The sequence below is a fragment of the Allokutzneria albata genome, from assembly GCF_900103775.1.
Classification (GTDB): Bacteria; Actinomycetota; Actinomycetes; order Mycobacteriales; family Pseudonocardiaceae; genus Allokutzneria; species Allokutzneria albata.
Genome location: NZ_LT629701.1, coordinates 475,864 through 491,723 on the forward strand (window position 1 = coordinate 475,864; position 15,860 = coordinate 491,723).

At 69.9% G+C, this 15,860-nt stretch carries 18 protein-coding genes and 1 pseudogene; 11 read left to right on the forward strand and 8 right to left on the reverse strand.

The features are described from left to right. Positions 1-62: 62 nt before the first annotated feature. Both BLT28_RS02240 and BLT28_RS02245 read right to left on the reverse strand, forming a co-directional pair. Positions 63-674, reverse strand: a complete 612-nt coding sequence (locus BLT28_RS02240; protein ID WP_231950591.1) for a flavodoxin family protein — start codon at positions 672-674, stop codon at positions 63-65. A 28-nt stretch (positions 675-702) separates the two neighbouring features. After that, positions 703-1,659 (reverse strand): DUF5914 domain-containing protein, encoded by a 957-nt coding sequence (locus BLT28_RS02245; RefSeq protein WP_030433576.1) that lies wholly within the window; start codon positions 1,657-1,659, stop codon positions 703-705. A 76-nt stretch (positions 1,660-1,735) separates the two neighbouring features. Between BLT28_RS02245 and BLT28_RS42380 the strand changes: the two genes are divergently transcribed. Genes BLT28_RS42380 through BLT28_RS02260 form a run of 3 tightly spaced genes read left to right on the forward strand, consistent with a single transcriptional unit; the run spans position 1,736 to position 4,835 of the window. Further along, entirely contained in the window at positions 1,736-2,377 is a 642-nt protein-coding gene (locus BLT28_RS42380; protein ID WP_030433577.1) for a TetR/AcrR family transcriptional regulator, read from the forward strand. Next, entirely contained in the window at positions 2,374-3,258 is an 885-nt protein-coding gene (locus BLT28_RS02255) for an ABC transporter ATP-binding protein (protein WP_030433578.1), read from the forward strand. Before BLT28_RS42380 ends, BLT28_RS02255 begins: the two co-directional genes overlap by 4 nt. After that, positions 3,255-4,835, forward strand: coding sequence for an ABC transporter permease (locus BLT28_RS02260; RefSeq protein ID WP_030433579.1), 1,581 nt, complete (start codon positions 3,255-3,257; stop codon positions 4,833-4,835). Before BLT28_RS02255 ends, BLT28_RS02260 begins: the two co-directional genes overlap by 4 nt. On the opposite strand, the gene BLT28_RS02265 is transcribed toward BLT28_RS02260, so the two are convergent. Continuing rightward, entirely contained in the window at positions 4,832-6,184 is a 1,353-nt protein-coding gene (locus BLT28_RS02265) for an FAD-binding oxidoreductase (RefSeq protein WP_030433580.1), read from the reverse strand. The genes BLT28_RS02260 and BLT28_RS02265 overlap by 4 nt on opposite strands. 68 nt (positions 6,185-6,252) lie before the next feature. On the opposite strand from BLT28_RS02265, the gene BLT28_RS02270 reads away from it, so the two are divergent. The 3 genes from BLT28_RS02270 to BLT28_RS02280 are packed head-to-tail and all read left to right on the forward strand — an operon-like array spanning position 6,253 to position 8,294. Then, positions 6,253-6,732 carry a MarR family winged helix-turn-helix transcriptional regulator gene (locus tag BLT28_RS02270; protein WP_052408223.1) on the forward strand — a complete coding sequence of 160 codons (480 nt, stop codon included), beginning with the start codon at positions 6,253-6,255 and terminating at the stop codon, positions 6,730-6,732. Then, on the forward strand, positions 6,729-7,916 hold the full coding sequence (locus tag BLT28_RS02275) for an FAD-dependent oxidoreductase (protein ID WP_052408224.1): 1,188 nt from the start codon (positions 6,729-6,731) through the stop codon (positions 7,914-7,916). Before BLT28_RS02270 ends, BLT28_RS02275 begins: the two co-directional genes overlap by 4 nt. 36 nt (positions 7,917-7,952) lie before the next feature. After that, positions 7,953-8,294: a hypothetical protein gene (locus BLT28_RS02280; RefSeq protein WP_030433583.1), complete on the forward strand. Its 342-nt coding sequence runs from the start codon at positions 7,953-7,955 to the stop codon at positions 8,292-8,294. Here the strand turns inward: BLT28_RS02280 and BLT28_RS02285 are convergent. Continuing rightward, positions 8,281-8,907 carry a TetR/AcrR family transcriptional regulator gene (locus tag BLT28_RS02285; protein ID WP_030433584.1) on the reverse strand — a complete coding sequence of 209 codons (627 nt, stop codon included), beginning with the start codon at positions 8,905-8,907 and terminating at the stop codon, positions 8,281-8,283. The genes BLT28_RS02280 and BLT28_RS02285 overlap by 14 nt on opposite strands. Positions 8,908-9,033: 126 nt before the next feature. On the opposite strand from BLT28_RS02285, the gene BLT28_RS02290 reads away from it, so the two are divergent. Further along, positions 9,034-10,236, forward strand: coding sequence for an alpha/beta fold hydrolase (locus BLT28_RS02290; protein WP_043814248.1), 1,203 nt, complete (start codon positions 9,034-9,036; stop codon positions 10,234-10,236). Between the two features lie 6 nt (positions 10,237-10,242). On the opposite strand, the gene BLT28_RS02295 is transcribed toward BLT28_RS02290, so the two are convergent. Both BLT28_RS02295 and BLT28_RS02300 read right to left on the reverse strand, forming a co-directional pair. Then, entirely contained in the window at positions 10,243-11,454 is a 1,212-nt protein-coding gene (locus BLT28_RS02295; RefSeq protein WP_030433586.1) for a sulfite oxidase, read from the reverse strand. A gap of 52 nt (positions 11,455-11,506) precedes the next feature. Then, positions 11,507-12,649, reverse strand: coding sequence for a glycoside hydrolase family 88/105 protein (locus tag BLT28_RS02300; RefSeq protein WP_030433587.1), 1,143 nt, complete (start codon positions 12,647-12,649; stop codon positions 11,507-11,509). A gap of 426 nt (positions 12,650-13,075) precedes the next feature. Here BLT28_RS02300 and BLT28_RS02305 point away from each other — a divergent pair, with 426 nt between their 5' ends. The 4 genes and pseudogenes from BLT28_RS02305 to BLT28_RS42385 all read left to right on the forward strand — a co-directional run bounded on the left by BLT28_RS02305 (position 13,076) and on the right by BLT28_RS42385 (position 14,302). Next, positions 13,076-13,393, forward strand: a complete 318-nt coding sequence (locus tag BLT28_RS02305; protein ID WP_083383634.1) for a hypothetical protein — start codon at positions 13,076-13,078, stop codon at positions 13,391-13,393. Next, a complete protein-coding gene (locus BLT28_RS02310) occupies positions 13,390-14,070 on the forward strand; it encodes a DUF222 domain-containing protein (RefSeq protein ID WP_083383635.1) in 681 nt (226 codons plus the stop codon). Before BLT28_RS02305 ends, BLT28_RS02310 begins: the two co-directional genes overlap by 4 nt. Next, positions 14,024-14,134: pseudogene (locus BLT28_RS42745) on the forward strand (hypothetical protein); the annotation flags it as partial. The gene BLT28_RS02310 and the pseudogene BLT28_RS42745, both read left to right, overlap by 47 nt. A gap of 39 nt (positions 14,135-14,173) precedes the next feature. Then, a complete protein-coding gene (locus BLT28_RS42385; RefSeq protein ID WP_269459628.1) occupies positions 14,174-14,302 on the forward strand; it encodes a hypothetical protein in 129 nt (42 codons plus the stop codon). A gap of 59 nt (positions 14,303-14,361) precedes the next feature. Here the strand turns inward: BLT28_RS42385 and BLT28_RS02315 are convergent, their stop codons facing one another. Together BLT28_RS02315 and BLT28_RS02320 are read right to left on the reverse strand one after the other, a co-directional pair. Next, a complete protein-coding gene (locus BLT28_RS02315; protein ID WP_052408225.1) occupies positions 14,362-15,174 on the reverse strand; it encodes a MauE/DoxX family redox-associated membrane protein in 813 nt (270 codons plus the stop codon). Positions 15,175-15,250: 76 nt separating this feature from the next. Further along, positions 15,251-15,859 (reverse strand): DUF5666 domain-containing protein, encoded by a 609-nt coding sequence (locus BLT28_RS02320; RefSeq protein WP_030433590.1) that lies wholly within the window; start codon positions 15,857-15,859, stop codon positions 15,251-15,253. Position 15,860 lies beyond the last annotated feature (1 nt).

Consider the following 15,860-nt stretch of genomic DNA (forward strand, 5'->3'; position numbering starts at 1 on the left):
GTTGGGTTGCGGCACCGGTTCTACCCTGTCGGCGGGCCCCAGGACCTCACACGATCGTGTGATCAACTTCTCGGCGGAGGAATCGGCTGGTCACGCAGGGCTGCTGCCACAGCGACCAGGTTCCCCGCCATCGCCCGACCGGTGCTGTGCGACCAGTCCTTGCCCTCATCAGTGTCCGCATAGGACGGTCCGGGGCCCGGTCCGCGGTTCCAGTACGTCCACGCCTGACCGGGGATGGTGTAGCCGATGTCACCCAGTCCGCCGGCCAGCTCGCTGATCACGTGGTGCGCGCCGTCCTCGTTGCCGGTCACCAGCACCCCGGCGACCCGGTTGTAGGCGACCGGCCGCTGCTCGTCGTCGGTCTCGGAGATCATCGCGTCCATCCGCTCCAGCGCGCGCTGCGCGACCGAGGACGGGTGCCCGACCCACGTCGGCGTGGCGAACACCAGGATCTCGGAGCCGAGCAGCTTCTCGTGCACCGCGGGCCACGGATCGCCCGGGCCCACGTCGGTGTCCACGCCGGGCGGGATGTCCAGGTCGACGAGCCGCAGCTGTTCCACCGCGACGCCCAGCTTCTCCAGTTCCGTCACGACGACCGACGCCAGCTGATCGGTGTTGGACTCGGCCGGGGACTTCTTCAAAGTGCAGTTCAGCACCAGGGCGCGCAGAGTCATGCGGTCCGGGTACCCACATCGCGACGGTCTACCCGGGCCAGCGACCATCCTTGCGCAGCTCGAAGCGTCGCTCCGCGTAAGCGATGTCGTCGCGCCACAGCCGCTTCGCCGCCCAGCGCATCGCCGGTCGCACCGCTCCCGCCACGTGCCGCGCGTAAGCGAATCCGGGCCGCGTGGAGTGGGCGATGGTCGCCTCGATCACCGCTGTCCTCCCGGGACCGATGGGCGTGGCGTGGGTTTCCACGACGCTGCCGACGCCCTCGCCCTCGACGATGTGCATGACGACCGTGCGCGGCTCGGGGCAGCTGAACCGCGCGATCACCGGCACCCCGATTCGCTTGGTCAGGCGGAAAGTGACCTCCACGAGGAAGTCGCTCGCGTCGAGCACGCGCAGCTCGGCGAAGGAGTACGGGTGGAACCACGCGCCGTGCCACGGATCGAGCCGGTTGAACACGACGTCCTCGGGCTCGCACCGGCCGAGCACCGTCGCCACCGCGGACACCGACGACTCCAACGGCGGACGCTGGGGCAACACGGGCGCTTCCGACGGTTCTTCGCCGCCGACGCGGTCCAACCGCACCCATGCGAGCACTCCGTCGTCGTAGGCGGGATAGCGTGCCCAACCGGCGGTTGGCTTGTCTCCCAGCGACAATCCGTGCCAACGGCACACCAGGGCGGCACCGTCGACGGCCGCGTCGCAGAGGGGAGCGCCGAGGTGCGGGCACGCGCCCGGCCCCACGCGCAGCTCCCCGTCAGGAGTGCGCCAGGCCACCAGCTCCTGTCCGGCGACGTGCCTGCCGAAGGGCTTCGCCGAGGTGATCTCCGAGCTGGCGGCGAGCACGAACCAGTTGCCGGAGGGCCGGGCGAGCGCCCGCTCCAGCGCCTCGGCGATCAGGCCGGGCCTGGCGCCGCGCCACGTCGGCTCCTGGCGAGTCCAGGGCGGCGGGGAGATGGGCCGGATCGGCCAGTTCTTCGGCCAGCGCATCCCCCGACCCTATGCCCGTCGCCGCCACCCTTCCAGCCGAGCCCGCGACTACACGCGTGTGTAGTAAGCTGCACGCGTGGATAGTCGAGAGGACCTGACCGCCCGGGCCCGCATCCGGGACGCGGCGCTGCGCCACTTCGGCGAGCACGGCTTCGACCGGGCGACGATCAGGGGGATCGCCGCGACGGCGGAGGTGTCGTCGGGGCTGGTCCGGCACCACTTCGGGTCGAAGGAGGCGTTGCGGGACGCGTGCGACGCCCACCTGGCGCGGGTGGTGTCGGAGATCAACGACCGGGTCCGGACCGATCTCGATCCCGCGCCCGGGGAAGGCGTCAACTACGTCGCCGTGTCCATGGCGGCGCTGGGGCCGTACCGGGACTACATCCGCCGTGCGCTGGTGGAAGGGCGCGCGGAGCAGCTGTTCGACAAGATCGCCGAGCTGAGCGCGGACTGGCTGGCGGAGTCCGATCGCAAACGGCCTGACCGCCCGGTGGTCTCCCGGCAGGCCAGGGCCACGGTGACCACGGCCATGGCCCTGGCGGTGACCGTGCTGCACGAGCACGTCTCGCGCGGCCTGGGCGTCGACGTGTTCAGCCCGGACGGCGAGGACCTGCTGGCCCGCGTCCTGCTCGACCTCTACTCCCACCCCATGATCAGCCCGGACGAGGCGGCGGCCTTGCGCGCCGGCCTGCCGAGGAAACCGAGGAAACGGCAATGACGGAAGCGATAGCGGTGCGCGGGCTGGTGAAGCGGTTCGGCCGCACCACCGCGCTGGACGGGCTCGACCTCAGCGTGCGCGCGGGTGAGGTGCACGGCTTCCTCGGACCCAACGGTGCGGGGAAGAGCACCACGATCCGGACCCTGCTGGGGCTGCTGCGCGCGGACGGGGGCACTGCCGAACTCCTCGGCGGCGATCCGTGGCAGGACGCGACCGAGCTGCACCGCAGGCTGGCCTACGTGCCGGGTGAGGTGACGCTCTGGCCGAACCTGACCGGTGGCGAGGTGATCGACCTGCTCACGAACCTGCGCGGCGGGGCGGACCGGGGCAGGCGCCAGGAGCTGGTCGAGCGCTTCGACCTCGACCCGCGCACCACCTGCCGTGCCTACTCGAAGGGCAACCGGCAGAAGGTGGCGCTGATCGCCGCGCTCGCCGCCGACGCGGAGCTGCTGATCCTCGACGAGCCCACCTCCGGGCTGGACCCGCTGATGGAGGCGGTCTTCCGCGAGGTGATCACCGAGCGGCGCGGCCAGACGGTGCTGCTGTCCAGTCACATCCTCTCCGAGGTGGAGGTGCTGTGCGACCGGGTCACGATCATCCGCGACGGGCGGGCCGTGGACTCCGGCACGCTCACCGAGCTTCGGCACCTGTCCCGCACGTCGATCGAGGCGGAGCTGCTCCGCCCCGCGGACGGGCTCGCTGACCTGCCGGGCGTGCACGACCTGCACGTCAGCGGCGACAGGGTGCGCCTCGCCGTGGACAACGACGCGCTCGACGCCGTGCTGGCGCGGCTCAGTTCCTTGGGCGTCAAGGGTTTCACCGGTCGGCCGCCGACGCTGGAGGAGCTGTTCCTGCGACACTACGACCGGGTGGCCCGATGAACGGGACCGCGCGGTTGTTCCGGTTGGCGCTGCGCCGGGAGCGGACCATCGCGCCGTGGTGGATCCTCCTGCTCGCCACCATGGCGCTGGTCCTGGTCGCCTACATCGAACGGAACATGGGCACGCCGGAGCTGAAGGCCACCTACGTCGAGATCCTGAACCGCAACGCCTTCTTCCGCGCACTGGGCGGCAGCACGGTCGAAGCCGATCTCGGCGTGCTCTCGTCGTGGCGCAGCGGCGGATTCCTGTACGTGGCCAATGGACTCGCCGCTTTGCTCGCCGTGATCCGGTACACGCGCGCGGACGAGGACTCCGGCCGGACGGAGTTGCTGCGCGCCGGGGTGGTCGGTCGCCACGCGGGCCTGACCGCGGCCCTGCTGGTCGCCGGTGCGAGCAGTCTGGCGGGGGGAACCGCGACGGCGCTCGCGCTGATCGTGACCGGCCTGGAGCCGGTGGGCTCGATCGCTTACGGGGCCGCCGTCACCGTCGCGGGCTGGGTGTTCGCCGGGGTCGGTGCCGTCGCGGCCCAGCTCGCCGGGAACGCCCGCACGGCAAGGGTTGTCGCGCTGTCCGTGCTCGGCGCCGCCTACGTGCTGCGGTACGCGGGCGACGCGAGCGGGCAGTTCTGGATGAAGTACGTCTCGCCGATCGGCTGGAGCCACCTGGTCGAGCCGTACAAGACGAATCGGTGGTGGATGCTCGCCGTCACGATCGCGGTGACGGCGGCGTTGTCGGCCGTTGCCTACCGGTTGTCGGCGCGACGCGATCTCGGTGAGGGTGTGATCCCCGCGCGGGCGGGACGCGCGGAAGCGCCGCACCTCCGTGGCCCGATCAGCCTGTCCTGGCGGCTGAACCGGGGATTGCTGGCCAAGTGGGCGGCCGGGGTCGCCGTCTTCGCCGCGGCGGCCGGTGGGATGAGCACGCTGGGACACCAGATCGGCGAGGTGCCCGCGGCCGTCCACCTCATCGCGGCCTTCGGCAACCCGGCCGGGACCGCGCTCGACGCCGCCCTGTGGCCGCTCATCCTGATCTTCGCGCACGTCATCGCGCTGTACCCGGTGCTCATGGTGCAGCGGCTGCGCGCCGAGGAACGCACCGGCAACGCGGAGATCGTCCAGGCGACGCCCGCGACCCGGATGCGCTGGGCCGCCGGGCAGCTCGTGGTCGCCGGGCTCGGCGCGGCCGCGTTGCTGGCCGTCGCCGGACTGGTGTTCGGCGCGTTCTTCGCGTGGCTCGTCGGCGGGCCCGCGGACGTCCTGCGCATCTTCGCCGGAGCCATGGGGACCGTGCCCGCGGTGTGGCTGGTCGGGGCGGTCTGCGTGTTCGCCTACGGGGCGCTGCCGAGGGCCGCCGTGGCGATCTCGTGGATCACCTGGGTGGCGACGGCGACCCTCGGCCAGGTCGTCGGCCCGCTGTACGGGGTGTGGGGCGGCACCCCGTTCGAGCCGTTCCACTACATCCCGAACACCGTTGCCAGGGCCGCCTTCGACCCGCGACCGGCCGTGGTGCTGGTGGCGCTGTCCGCGGTGCTGCTCTGGGGCGGCCTGTTCGCCTTGCGGCGCCGCGATGTCGGCTAGAGGGCGAGGCGGCGGGACTGGTCGGAGACGAAGACGCCCTCGGGGTCGACGGAGGCGCGGATCTTGCGCCACTCGTCGATGCGCGGGTACATCTTCTCGATCGTCTCCGCCCGGGTGCGCGACTCCTTGGCCAGGTACAGCCGCCCGCCCGCGCCGAGGACCATCTCGTCCAGCTCGTCGCAGAGCCGGTGCAGGCCCGGCTTGATCGGGATGTCCACCGCGAGGGTCCAGCCCGGCTCCGGGAAGGAGATGTGGCCCGCGTTGCCCTTGCCGAACCGCTTGAGCACGTTCAGGCAGGAGATGTGGCCGGAGGAGGAGATCTTCTCCATCGTGGCGCGCAGGAAGGGTTCCTGGCCGAACGGCACCACGAACTGGTACTGCAGGAACCCGTTGCTGCCGTAACCCCGGTTCCACTCGCCGACCAGGTCCAGCGGGTGGAAGAACTGGGTGATGTTCTGCACCGAGCCGAACCGGGTGGCGCCCATCCGGTAGTACGCCTCGTTGATGATCTTCGCGGTGAGCTTGTTCAGGCACCAGTTCGGGAAGATGTCCGGCGCGGTCAGCAGCTGCGGCGCGTCGAACTTCAGCGGGTCCTTGCGCAGCTTCTTCGGCAGGTCCTCCAGCTTCGCGGGCCAGCCGCGCAGCAGCGTGCCCCGGCCCATGCGCTCGCCGGTGGTCAGCGAGTCGAACCAGGACTTGGAGTAGGTGTACTGGTCGTCGTTGTCCTGCAGGCGTTCCAGCAGCTCGTCGAAGTTCTGGGTCTGCTCGACGTCGGCCAGGAAGTAGGAGGTCTCCACCCGCTTGAGGCGGATCGTCGCGCGCAGCACGACACCGGTGAGACCCATGCCGCCCGCGGTCGCCCAGAACAACTGGTCGTCCTGGGTCAGGCGCTGGATCTCCCCGTTGGCCGTGAGCAGGTCCATGGAGAGCACGTGGTTGCAGAAGCTGCCCTGCGTGTGGTGGTTGCCGCCGTGCACGTCGGCCGCGATCGCCCCGCCCACGGTGACCTGGCGGGTTCCCGGTAGCACCGGCACCCACAGCCCGTACGGCAGCAGACGGCGGACCAGGGTGTCGAGGCTGACACCGGAGTCCGCCTCGACGACGGCCTCGTCCACGTTGATCGCGTGGATCTTGTCCAGCGCGGTCATGTCGATCACCAGACCGCCCGCGTTCTGCGAGGAGTCGCCGTAGCTGCGGCCGAGGCCGCGGGCGATCACCCCGCGCTGCCCGGCCGTGCGCACCGCGCGGGCGATCTCGTCCACGTCCCCGGTGCTCACCACCTTGGCGGTGGTCGGGGCGGTGCGGCCCCAGCCGGTGAGCGTGCGGGTTTCGGTCTGGATCTCGGTCACTGCCACCCGGCCGAGTCTAGGGACGCCAGTACTTGCTTCGATGAAGCAACTGTTCTACTGTTTGTTTCATGCAAGCAAGCAAAAAGGAGATCGCCGGGCTGGCCGCCTCGGTGGAGCGGATGGGCGAGGCGCTGCGCAGGGGGACCGCGCGGGCGTACGACCCGGTGCGCGTGGGTGTGCTGCGCGTCGCGGCCGAGCGAGGCCGGGTCCGGCCCGGGGAGGTGGCCGAGATCCTGGACGTGCTGCCGTCCTCGGTTACCCGGCACGTGCAGGTGCTCGCGGAGCTGGGGCACCTCGTCGTCACCACCGACCCCAGTGACCGCCGCGCGTCGCTGATCGAGATCACCGAGTCCGGGCGCGAGCAGATGCGCCAGTTCTCGCAGGCGGGCGTGGAGGTGTTCGGCGCCGTGGTCGCCGACTGGTCCGCCGCGGACGTGCAGACCCTGACCGCGCTGCTGGAGCGGCTGATGGCGGACTGGGCGGAGAAGGGGACGGAACAGCAGCGGACCTACCGCGCCAAACGTCGGTTCGGATGGAGCGAGACATGACCAAGGTGATCATCATCGGTGGCGGGATCGGCGGCCTGACCCTCGCGCACGGGCTGCGCGGGGCGGGCGTGGACGTCGAGGTGCACGAGCGCGACCGGCATCCCACGGATCGCTTGCACGGCTTCAGGATTCACATCAACCCGCACGGTGCCGACGCGCTCCGCGAATGCCTGCCCGCCGGACTGTTCACGGAGTTCACCGCTCGCAGCGGCATGGGCAGCAACGAGTTCACCTTCGTCACCGAGCGGTTGAAGCGGTTGCTGCGCATCGAGACCGGCGGGCACTACGGCATCAACCGGATCGCGCTGCGGCAGATCCTGTTGTCCGGCTTGGACGACGTCGTGCGCTTCGACAAGAAGTTCGAGCGCTACACCGTGGCCGACGACGGCCGGGTCACCGCGCACTTCGCGGACGGGACCTCGGCGGTGGGCGACGTCCTGGTCGGCGCGGACGGCGGGGGATCACGAGTGCGCGGGCAGTACCTCCCGCACGCCGAGCGCATCGACACCGGGATCATCGCGATCGCGGGCAAGTACATGCTGACCGAGGAGAGTCGCGAGCTGATCCCGCCCGCGTTCGTCTCCGGGCCGTTGAGCGTGTTGCCGCCCAAGAGCTGTGGGATGTTCACCGCGCCGCACGAGCTCGACGGCGACGTGCAGCCCTACGTCTTCTGGGCCTTCTCGGCGAAGCGCGAGTACTTCGGGACCGACGTGGAGTCATTGGGAGACATGGAGCTCCGCGATCTGGTGCTAGGGCTCACCGAGGAGTGGGCTCCGCCGTTGCGCGGCCTCGTCGCGCTGTCCGATGTGGACACGATCAGCGCGCTGCCGATCCGCTCCGCCACCCCGGTGCCGAAGTGGGAGGCGAGCACGATCACGCTGCTCGGCGACGCCATCCACAGCATGACGCCGTTCCGCGGCATCGGCGCCAACACCGCGCTCCGCGACGCGCAGCTGTTGTGCCGCAAGCTGACCGAGGGCGGCCGTCCGCTGGTGGAGCGCATCGCGGAGTACGAGGCGGCCATGATCGAGTACGGCTTCGCCGCCGTGCGCGCGTCGCTCACCACGGCGCGGCAGTCCGTCAGCGACAGCCGGACCGCTCGGCTGGCCGGACGCGCCGCCTTCCGCGTGTTCGACGCCGTGCCCTCGCTGAAGCGCCGTGCTTTCGCCGACCTCGGTCGCTAGGCGGTGCCCGGCTGTAGCCTGGTGCCGGAGGCGCAGATGAACGAGGCCGATCCGCACATCCACGTCGAGCGGAAGGTGCTGGAGTCCAGCCCTGCGGTCCGCAACCTGGTCACGTCGATGCTGGGCCGCGCGATCGACGCACCCAGCGTCGTCGCCAGCGGTTGCGGCCTCCGCGTGCCCTACGCGATGACCTCTCCGCACCCGGAGAGCGTCACCTGCCTCCCGTGCCGGGACCACGCCCACCGCGAGTACCTGCGCTTCGCCGACCAGTTCGAGCGGCTGGGCGCGGCGGCCGGATCGACCGTCACCAGTGGCCAGGTGACCGAAGCCGCGCAACGGCTCCGGGACCTCGCGAACAGGTTCGCTAGGGCGCGGTGATCGCGGCGACCATGACGTGCCGGATCGCCTCGGTGATCTCCTCGACCGGCCGCAGCGCCTCGTGCGCCTGCCACTCCCGGAGCAGGCCGGTGACCACGCCGACCAGCGCGATCGAGATCAGCCGGTAGTCCCGCTCCGGGGCGTGGCCGACCGAGGCGGCGTGCGCGGCCTCGTCCTCGATCAGCGCGGCCCACCTGGCCACCCACTCCTGGTGCTGGCGTTCCAGTTCCGGGCTGACGCCCACGGCCTCGACGTAGTTCAGCCGGGGCAGCCGGGGATCGGCGGTGACGCTGCCCATGAAGGCGTCGAGCAGGGTGGCGATCCGGCTCGGCACGTCCTCGTCGGTCAGCTTCGCCAGCGCGCCCGCGACGCGGTCCAGCGCGGCCGCGTTGATCCGGTCGTGCAGCGTGAGCAGCAACGCCTGCTTCGTCGGGAACTCCTCGTAGAAGTTCCGCGTCGAGACGCCGGCGTCGGTGCAGATCCGCTCGATCCGGCTGGCGTGGTAGCCGTCGGCGGTGAAGCGCTCCAGCGCGGCGTCCAGCAACCGGGCGCGGCGCTCGGCCCTGCGCTGCTCGGCGGGCACGCCCCGGTAGGTGCGTGTCGATCGAGCCATGGCGGTCCTCCTGCGGTCTTGGTGATCACCAGCCTAGTGGTCAGGGGGATTGTCAGACCGGGTGCGGGTGGCTATTTTGTGAAAATCCCACTTATCAAAGTCGGGTAGCTTGCAAAGGAGTCGTCGATGTCTCCGCTGTCCCGCACACGCCTCGCGGCCCTCCTCTCCCTGCTGTCGTTGCTGGTCACTGCCCATGTCGCCGCCCCTGCCGCCGCCTCGGCCGGGCCCATCCCGATCCCCTCGGCGGACCCCTTCTACCAGCCCCCGGACCCGCTTCCGGCAGGAAAACCCGGCGAGATCATCCGCTCCAGGAAGATCGTCGCGAAATTCGCGTTGCTGCCCGCGCCCGTCCAGGCGTGGCAGATCCTCTACCGCTCCACCTCGGCGACCGGGCAGCCGATCGCGGTGTCGGGCACCCTGCTCGTCCCGCCGACGCCGTGGGTATCGGGCCCGCGCCCGCTGCTGTCCTACGCCGTGGGCACGCACGGCCTCGGCGACATCTGCGCACCCTCGTTCACCATCCGCGCGGGCATCGAGAACGAGGTCGCGTTGATCGCCCAGCCGCTGCTCAAGGGCTGGGCCGTGGTGATCACCGACTACCAGGGCCTCGGCACACCGGGGGTGCACACCTACGCGGTCGGCCAGGCCGAGGGGCGGAGCATGCTCGACGCCGCCCGCGCCGCGCAGCGCCTCATCGGCTCCGGTCCGGTCGGCCTCTGGGGTTTCTCGCAGGGCGGCCAGGCTTCTGCGTTCGCGGGGGAGCTGCAGCCGAGCTACGCCCCGGAGCTGGACCTCGTCGGCGTCGCGGCGGGCGGTGTGCCGCGTGACCTCGCCGCGCTCGCGCCGGTGATGAACGGCGGGCCGTTCTTCGGTCTCGCGGTCGGGGTGATGGCGGGCTACAAGGCGGCCTACCCGGAGCTGCCCTACGAAGACCTCCTCAACGCCCACGGTCGCCGCCTCGTCGAGGAGACGAGCAAGGACTGCGTCGCGGTCATGGTGCCGCGCAACGCTTTCCAGAGCTTCGCCACGATCGCCTCGGTGCCCGATCCGCTGGCGAACCCGAAGTGGCAGGCGCGCCTGGCGGAGAACCGCGCCGGGCAGAAGGCGCCGCGCGTTCCGGTGTACCTCGTGCACGGCGACATCGATCCGCTGATCCCTCACAGCATCGCCAAGCCCCTGCTGAACTCCTACTGCTCGCTCGGAGTTCGCGCGCAGTGGCAGACGGTCCCGTTGGCGGGCCACATCACCGGCGACGTGGTCGCGACACCGCTGGCGATGGAATGGCTCTCCGCCCGCTTCGCAGGCAAGCCCGCGGGCACATCCTGCTGACCGCGGTCAGGTGACTGCGACGGGGTGCCGGGCCACGGCTCCGAAGAGGTAGCCGAACTCGTTGAACGGCACCTGAAGCGGTTGCGTGACACCGGTGTTGTCGGTCGCGGCGGCCATCAGGGTGTGCAGGCCGGGGCGCTCCGGGCACCACGTGTACGTCCACTGCAGCCAGGCGCGGTCACGACCCAATGGCCGCGCCTGGCGCCACGTCGAGCCACCGTCTGTGCTGACGCGGACGCTCCGGACAGAGCCCTTGCCCGACCACGCGCGGCCGGTCAGCACGTGGCGGTGACCCGCGGTGAGCTGCGCGTTCCACGGCAGTTCGAAGGCGCACTTGCTGACCTGGGTGGTCAGCGGCGCGCTGCCGCCGGGCGGGTGGGTCGGCCCGAACAGGCGGTAGAACCGGGTGTTCCACGGCGAGAACAGCGGCGTCGCGGAGACCTCGATGGAGCCGACCCACTTGATGTTGGAGATCCCGGTCCACGACGGCACGATCAACCGCACGGGGAAACCGTGGTCCGGCGGCAGCGTCTCGCCGTTCATCTCGTAGGCCAGCAGCGTGTCGCACAGCGCTTTGTCGACCGGCAACGGGCGCCGCACCCGCCCGTGGTTGACCTGCCCCTCAAGGAAGTCCGGGTCCAGGCCGCTCGCCATCACGTCCACCGCCGCAGAGGTCATCCCGGCCCGCTCCAGAACCGTGGAGAGCCGGACCCCGCGCCACCGAGCGACGCCGATCCCGCCCAGCAGCCACGGCGTTCCGGGCACGGGAGTTCCTTGCTGCGTGGTGTAAAGGCTTCTGCCGTTGCCCGCGCACTCGACGAACTCGGTGACCGTTTCGGCCGGCATGCCGAGCAAGTCCTCGTAGCTGAACGACACCGGGCCGCCGTGCAAGCCCGAGCCGAACAACCGCAACCGCCAGGTGCGCACGTCGATCGTCGGGGTCTTCGTGTGGTTGCGCACGAAGAACCGGTCGTTGGGGACGGTGAAACCCATGCCGCGCATGGCTTCCCAGCGCATCTCGGCGTTCGTGCCGTGATCGATGAACAGCCCCGGCGGCAACGGCTTCACGATGGAGCCGGCCTGGGCGGACGCGCTCGGCCCGCCCAGACCGGAGAACGCGGCGGCCGCGCCGAGTCCCGCGCCGAGGTGCAGGAAACCCCGCCGGGACAGCCACTGGGCCAGCCGCCGTTCGTCATAGCTCGCCTCGTCTATCGCCACAAACGCAGTATTGGCTCAACGAAGCCGAAGAAAACCTCGCGGACCCGAAGGGCTACCTCAAGGTGCGGAGTTGTTCGGACATAATCAGGAACGCGCCGAGGCCGTGCAGGTCGTTGGTGGTGCGCTTGCGGTTGAAGTAGTAGCCGGCGTCTCCGACGTTCGTCCCTTCGGAAATGTCGTGCACGTCGGTCAGCCCGGCGGAGTTCACCGAGATCTTCGCCAGCACGCCCCGATAGCCCTTTGAGGCAACCGTTCGGTACTTCGCGTCGAGAAACCCCCTTTGCACGCCGCGGGACAGCATGAACGTGTACATCGCCGAGGCCGAGGTCTCGGTCCAGTTCCGGGTGTCACCGCCCTTGTCCACGACCTGGAACCACCGCCCGGTCGCCTTGTCCTGGTACCGCGCGTACCCGCGCGCCAGGTGCTGCACGATGGCGATCAGCTCGCCGCGCCGCGGGTGGTCGGCGGGCAGGATCTCCAGCAGGTCGATCGCGGCCATGCCGAACCAGCCGATCGCCCTCGCCCAGTGCTCCGCGGAGTGCTTGCCGGGGTTGTTCGCCCACGGCTCGTCCCCCTGCTCGTCGTAGGCGTGCCACAGCAACCCGTTGTCCGCCTTGAGATGCTTGAAGTAGATAGCCATGTTGTCCACGGCTTCCTCGTAGGCGTACGCGCCGTCGCCGTACGCCTTGCCGTACATGGCGAGGAAGGGCTGCGCCATGTACACGCCGTCCGCCCACAGCTGCCCCACCTTGCCCTTGGCGTGCCACATCCCCCCGTCCGAGGTGCGCGGGTAGTCGGTGATCGCCGCGCGGATCTTGTCCGCCGCCTTGCGGTACTTCGCCTGCCCCGTCTCGGCGTGCAGCACCACCAGCAGCGTGCCCGAGCGCATCCCGTCGAGGTGCGTGAAGCTCTGCTGGATGCTCCCGTCCTCGGCGACGAAGCGGTCCACCCATTCCCTGATGTAGTCCAGGTAGCGCTTGTCCCCGGTTCGCTTGTACACCAGGTACTGCGCGTACAGGTACAACCCACGGGTGTAACCCCATCCGCCGAGCGTGGCCGGGGTGTGGCGCTTCATCGTCGAGTCCACAATGGACTTCGACCAGTCCGGGGCGGCGGCCTTCGCCGGGATCGTGAACGACAGCATCGCGGTCACGAGCAGGACGACGACGCGGGAGAACTGCTGCGGGCTGGGCATGGCTGCTCCTCCGGCTGAGCCCGCGGCGGGAGGCTCTTCGTTGGCTTTCTCAGAGAGGTACACGGTGGGAGTGGTCTGGTCAAGCAGACATCGGAGGTGTGGCGCGTTCGGAGCAGGGCCTGGGGTGGTTTGAGTGGTGAAAGGTTGGGTGTTTGCTCCGTTGGGCTTTCGGTGCGGGTCGGCTGGTTCCAGCGGGGGGTCGGCTTGACCTGGGGCCCCTTGCGCGTGCCGAGGGCCTGCCGGGCGGGCACGGTCAGGAACCGGCCCTCGCCGACGAGCGTATGGCACGCGCACCCCAGGTAAAGCCTCGGCAGGGAGCCCCGGCTTGCGTTGGCTGGAACGTGGCTTTTCCGTGCGTGACAACGGATTAGACACTGTCAGACCCGCGGCTATAATCGAGGTATCCAACACGAGGGGGGTGAAATCATGTTGGATACCAAAGACATCATGGACGTGATCACTGATCATCTCGCCGCGAACGACACCTACCGTTTGTCCGAAGACGAGCATCTGACGTTCCTGCAAGACCTCGAAACCATCACGAATCTCGTCACCGCGGCGAAAATCGACGCCGCCACGCACGCCGAAGAACGCGGCCTGCACGCCCGGTATGGGTGTAAGAGTGTGTCGGTGTTGTTGCGGGAGAAGCTGAAACTCAACCACGCCGACGCCACTCGCCGCACGCGTCTCGTCCACGAACTACCGGCGCTGCCCCACACTCGTGAAGCGGTCTATGCGGTGTGATCAGTGGCGAGCACGCGTTGGTGATCTCCGATGCGATCAAGCGTCTCCCTGGCGACCACGTCGAGCAGGCGGATCAGGCGTTGGCCGAGGTCGCGCCGACGTTGCCCCCGCGTGATCTGATGCGGGTCGGTAAGCACCTGCGGTCGCTCGTCGACCCGGACGGGGTGTACCGGGATGAGCCGGAAGGCATCGCCAAGCGGGCACTGCGGATGGGCAACGACCAGGACGGGTGCCTGCACATCAAGGCGATCATCGATCCGCTCAACGGTAAGAAGTTCAGGACGTTCCTGCTGGCGTTGTCCAAGCCGAAGACGGTCAACGGGGAGAAAGACCCCCGCACGTCCGAACAACGCCTCGCGGATGCGTTCATCGAAGCGATGACCACGGCGATGTCGGCGAAGGACCTCCCCATCAACGGTGGGATGCGGACGCAGTTGATCGTCACGATGGACTTCGACGCCCTCGCGGCGAAGACCGGGTGTGATCAGACCCAGAACGGTGACCCGATCAGCGCGGGATTGATGCGCCACGCCGCCTGCGACGCTGGGATCCTCCCGATCGTCCTCGGCGGGGACAGTGAACCCCTGGACTACGGCCGGGAACGGCGCCTCGCCTCACCCGCTCAGCGCCGTGCCCTGGCCCTACGGGACAAGGGATGCGCCTTCCCCGGGGTGTGATCGGCCACCGGCGTGGACGGAAGCTCACCATGTATGGCAGTGGATCGACGGCGGGCCGACCGACCTGACCAACCTGATCTTGTTGTGTGTGCACCACCATCACGTGATCCACGAAGGAGACTGGGAGATCGTCTTCGAGCACGGGATACCGAGTTTCGTCCCACCGCGGTGGGTGGATCCCGAGCAGAAGCCGGTGCGCAACGTCCGGGTGGATCTCCCACTCCGGTTGTAGCCCCCTGCGCGGAACGCGAGGGGCACAACCGAACGGAGGCTTCACCTAGGGGCCTCAGGTCAAGCTGACCCCACGCCGGCGGTGGGCGCGAACCGCCACAAGGTCTCCTCGGTGGACTCGTCCACCAAAGCCGCCTGCACCTCCTCCGGGGCGAACCGATCGGTCGGGACGGCGAACACGACTGTCGCGGCACGATCCCGGTGACGGGCGGAGTAGCTGAGGAACCGCCACTCGCCCTCGATCCAGGTGTCGCGCACGTCGGAACGCAGCAAGCCCGCGACGGCGCGGTAGGCGGGGCTGCGCTCCACCTGCTCGACGCCTGCGGCCAACGGGACCCGCGAAGGGAGCCCGGCCAGCGGGTGGCTGAGGCGAACGCGCAAGCGCCGCAACGGCAACAGCCAGTACCGGTCCAGCTCCGCCGACAACGCCACGAAAACGGCCAGACCGGCGAGCACGACGACAGGGGACGTGGGCTCCGGGCCCGCGCCCGCGGCCATCGCGGAGGTGAGCACGAGCAGACCGGCGCGGCTGAGCGAACGCCAGCCGATCGGCCCGCCCTTGCCACCCATGCAACCGCAGTCGGACTCGGGGCGGACCTGGCGCGCGTACAGCAGGTACGCGACGAAACCCAGGGCCAGAGCGGTCGCGGCCAGGCCCTCGGCGACCTCCACCGGGGGCAGGGCGAGCGCGGTGGCGATCAGCAGTTCGACGACGCCGACGGCGCGGTAGGCGGCCAGTTCGCGGCCCTTGCCGACCAGGCGATCGAGCGCGGTGCGGCGGGCGGCCAGGGCCGGGGACGGGCCGAGGAGTTTCACGCCGCCCGTCCAGGCGAGCACGATCGCGACCACGAGAACCTGCGAGGACAACAACATCGGGTCTCCCTCCCACTGCCGGGGAGGGATCCGGGCGGGGCAGGACCGCCCGGATCCCTCGTGCTCCGGCGCCGGACTACGCGGCGGCGAACACCGTTGCGATGTCGACCTCGTTGGTGTCGGGCCGCCACGCACCGATGACCTGCACGTGCTTGCCGACCTGCAGCAGGGACAGGTCGGAGACGGCCGGGGTGTCGTTGTAGACCGCCGCGGTGGTGCCCGCGACCACGTGCCCGATCACCCGGTCCCCGTGGTGGTCCAGGTGCAGCACGTTCCGGTCCATCGCGGTGATGTGGGCGGTCAGGTTGACGATGTTGACCCACACCGAGTCGGCGGCCAGCGTGCCGTCGTCCAGTTTCAGGCCGCGGGCGTAGAGCCCGTCACCGACCTTGATGGTGTCGAAGGTGGTCGGCCGCAGCTTCCACAGGCTGGTGCCGTCGGTGACGTGGATGCGGTGCAGCGTCCGGTCCGAACCCGTGACCACCAGCATCGACCCGGTGATCGCCGAGATCCGTCCCTCGGCGAAGTTCGGGTCCGGCAGCGCCGGGTCCAGCTCCAGGCCCGGTGCGGCCAGCGCCTCCTCCGGGGCCACCGAACCGAACGCGGTCGCGCCGACGACGGCCGCGCCGCCGAGCACCGCCGAGCTGAGGAAACGCCTGCGGCCCAAGCCGTTCTCGTTCGTCATC

Excerpts from the sequence above, each read along its gene's own strand:
- BLT28_RS02240 (WP_231950591.1), bottom strand. The coding sequence starts at position 674 with ATGACTCTGCGCGCCCTGGTGCTGAACTGCACTTTGAAGAAGTCCCCG.
- BLT28_RS02245 (WP_030433576.1), bottom strand. The coding sequence starts at position 1,659 with ATGCGCTGGCCGAAGAACTGGCCGATCCGGCCCATCTCCCCGCCGCCC.
- BLT28_RS02255 (WP_030433578.1), top strand. The coding sequence starts at position 2,374 with ATGACGGAAGCGATAGCGGTGCGCGGGCTGGTGAAGCGGTTCGGCCGC.
- BLT28_RS02260 (WP_030433579.1), top strand. The coding sequence starts at position 3,255 with ATGAACGGGACCGCGCGGTTGTTCCGGTTGGCGCTGCGCCGGGAGCGG.
- BLT28_RS02270 (WP_052408223.1), top strand. The coding sequence starts at position 6,253 with ATGCAAGCAAGCAAAAAGGAGATCGCCGGGCTGGCCGCCTCGGTGGAG.
- BLT28_RS02275 (WP_052408224.1), top strand. The coding sequence starts at position 6,729 with ATGACCAAGGTGATCATCATCGGTGGCGGGATCGGCGGCCTGACCCTC.
- BLT28_RS02280 (WP_030433583.1), top strand. The coding sequence starts at position 7,953 with ATGAACGAGGCCGATCCGCACATCCACGTCGAGCGGAAGGTGCTGGAG.
- BLT28_RS02285 (WP_030433584.1), bottom strand. The coding sequence starts at position 8,907 with ATGGCTCGATCGACACGCACCTACCGGGGCGTGCCCGCCGAGCAGCGC.
- BLT28_RS02290 (WP_043814248.1), top strand. The coding sequence starts at position 9,034 with ATGTCTCCGCTGTCCCGCACACGCCTCGCGGCCCTCCTCTCCCTGCTG.
- BLT28_RS02300 (WP_030433587.1), bottom strand. The coding sequence starts at position 12,649 with ATGCCCAGCCCGCAGCAGTTCTCCCGCGTCGTCGTCCTGCTCGTGACC.
- BLT28_RS02305 (WP_083383634.1), top strand. The coding sequence starts at position 13,076 with ATGTTGGATACCAAAGACATCATGGACGTGATCACTGATCATCTCGCC.
- BLT28_RS02315 (WP_052408225.1), bottom strand. The coding sequence starts at position 15,174 with ATGTTGTTGTCCTCGCAGGTTCTCGTGGTCGCGATCGTGCTCGCCTGG.
- BLT28_RS02320 (WP_030433590.1), bottom strand. The coding sequence starts at position 15,859 with ATGACGAACGAGAACGGCTTGGGCCGCAGGCGTTTCCTCAGCTCGGCG.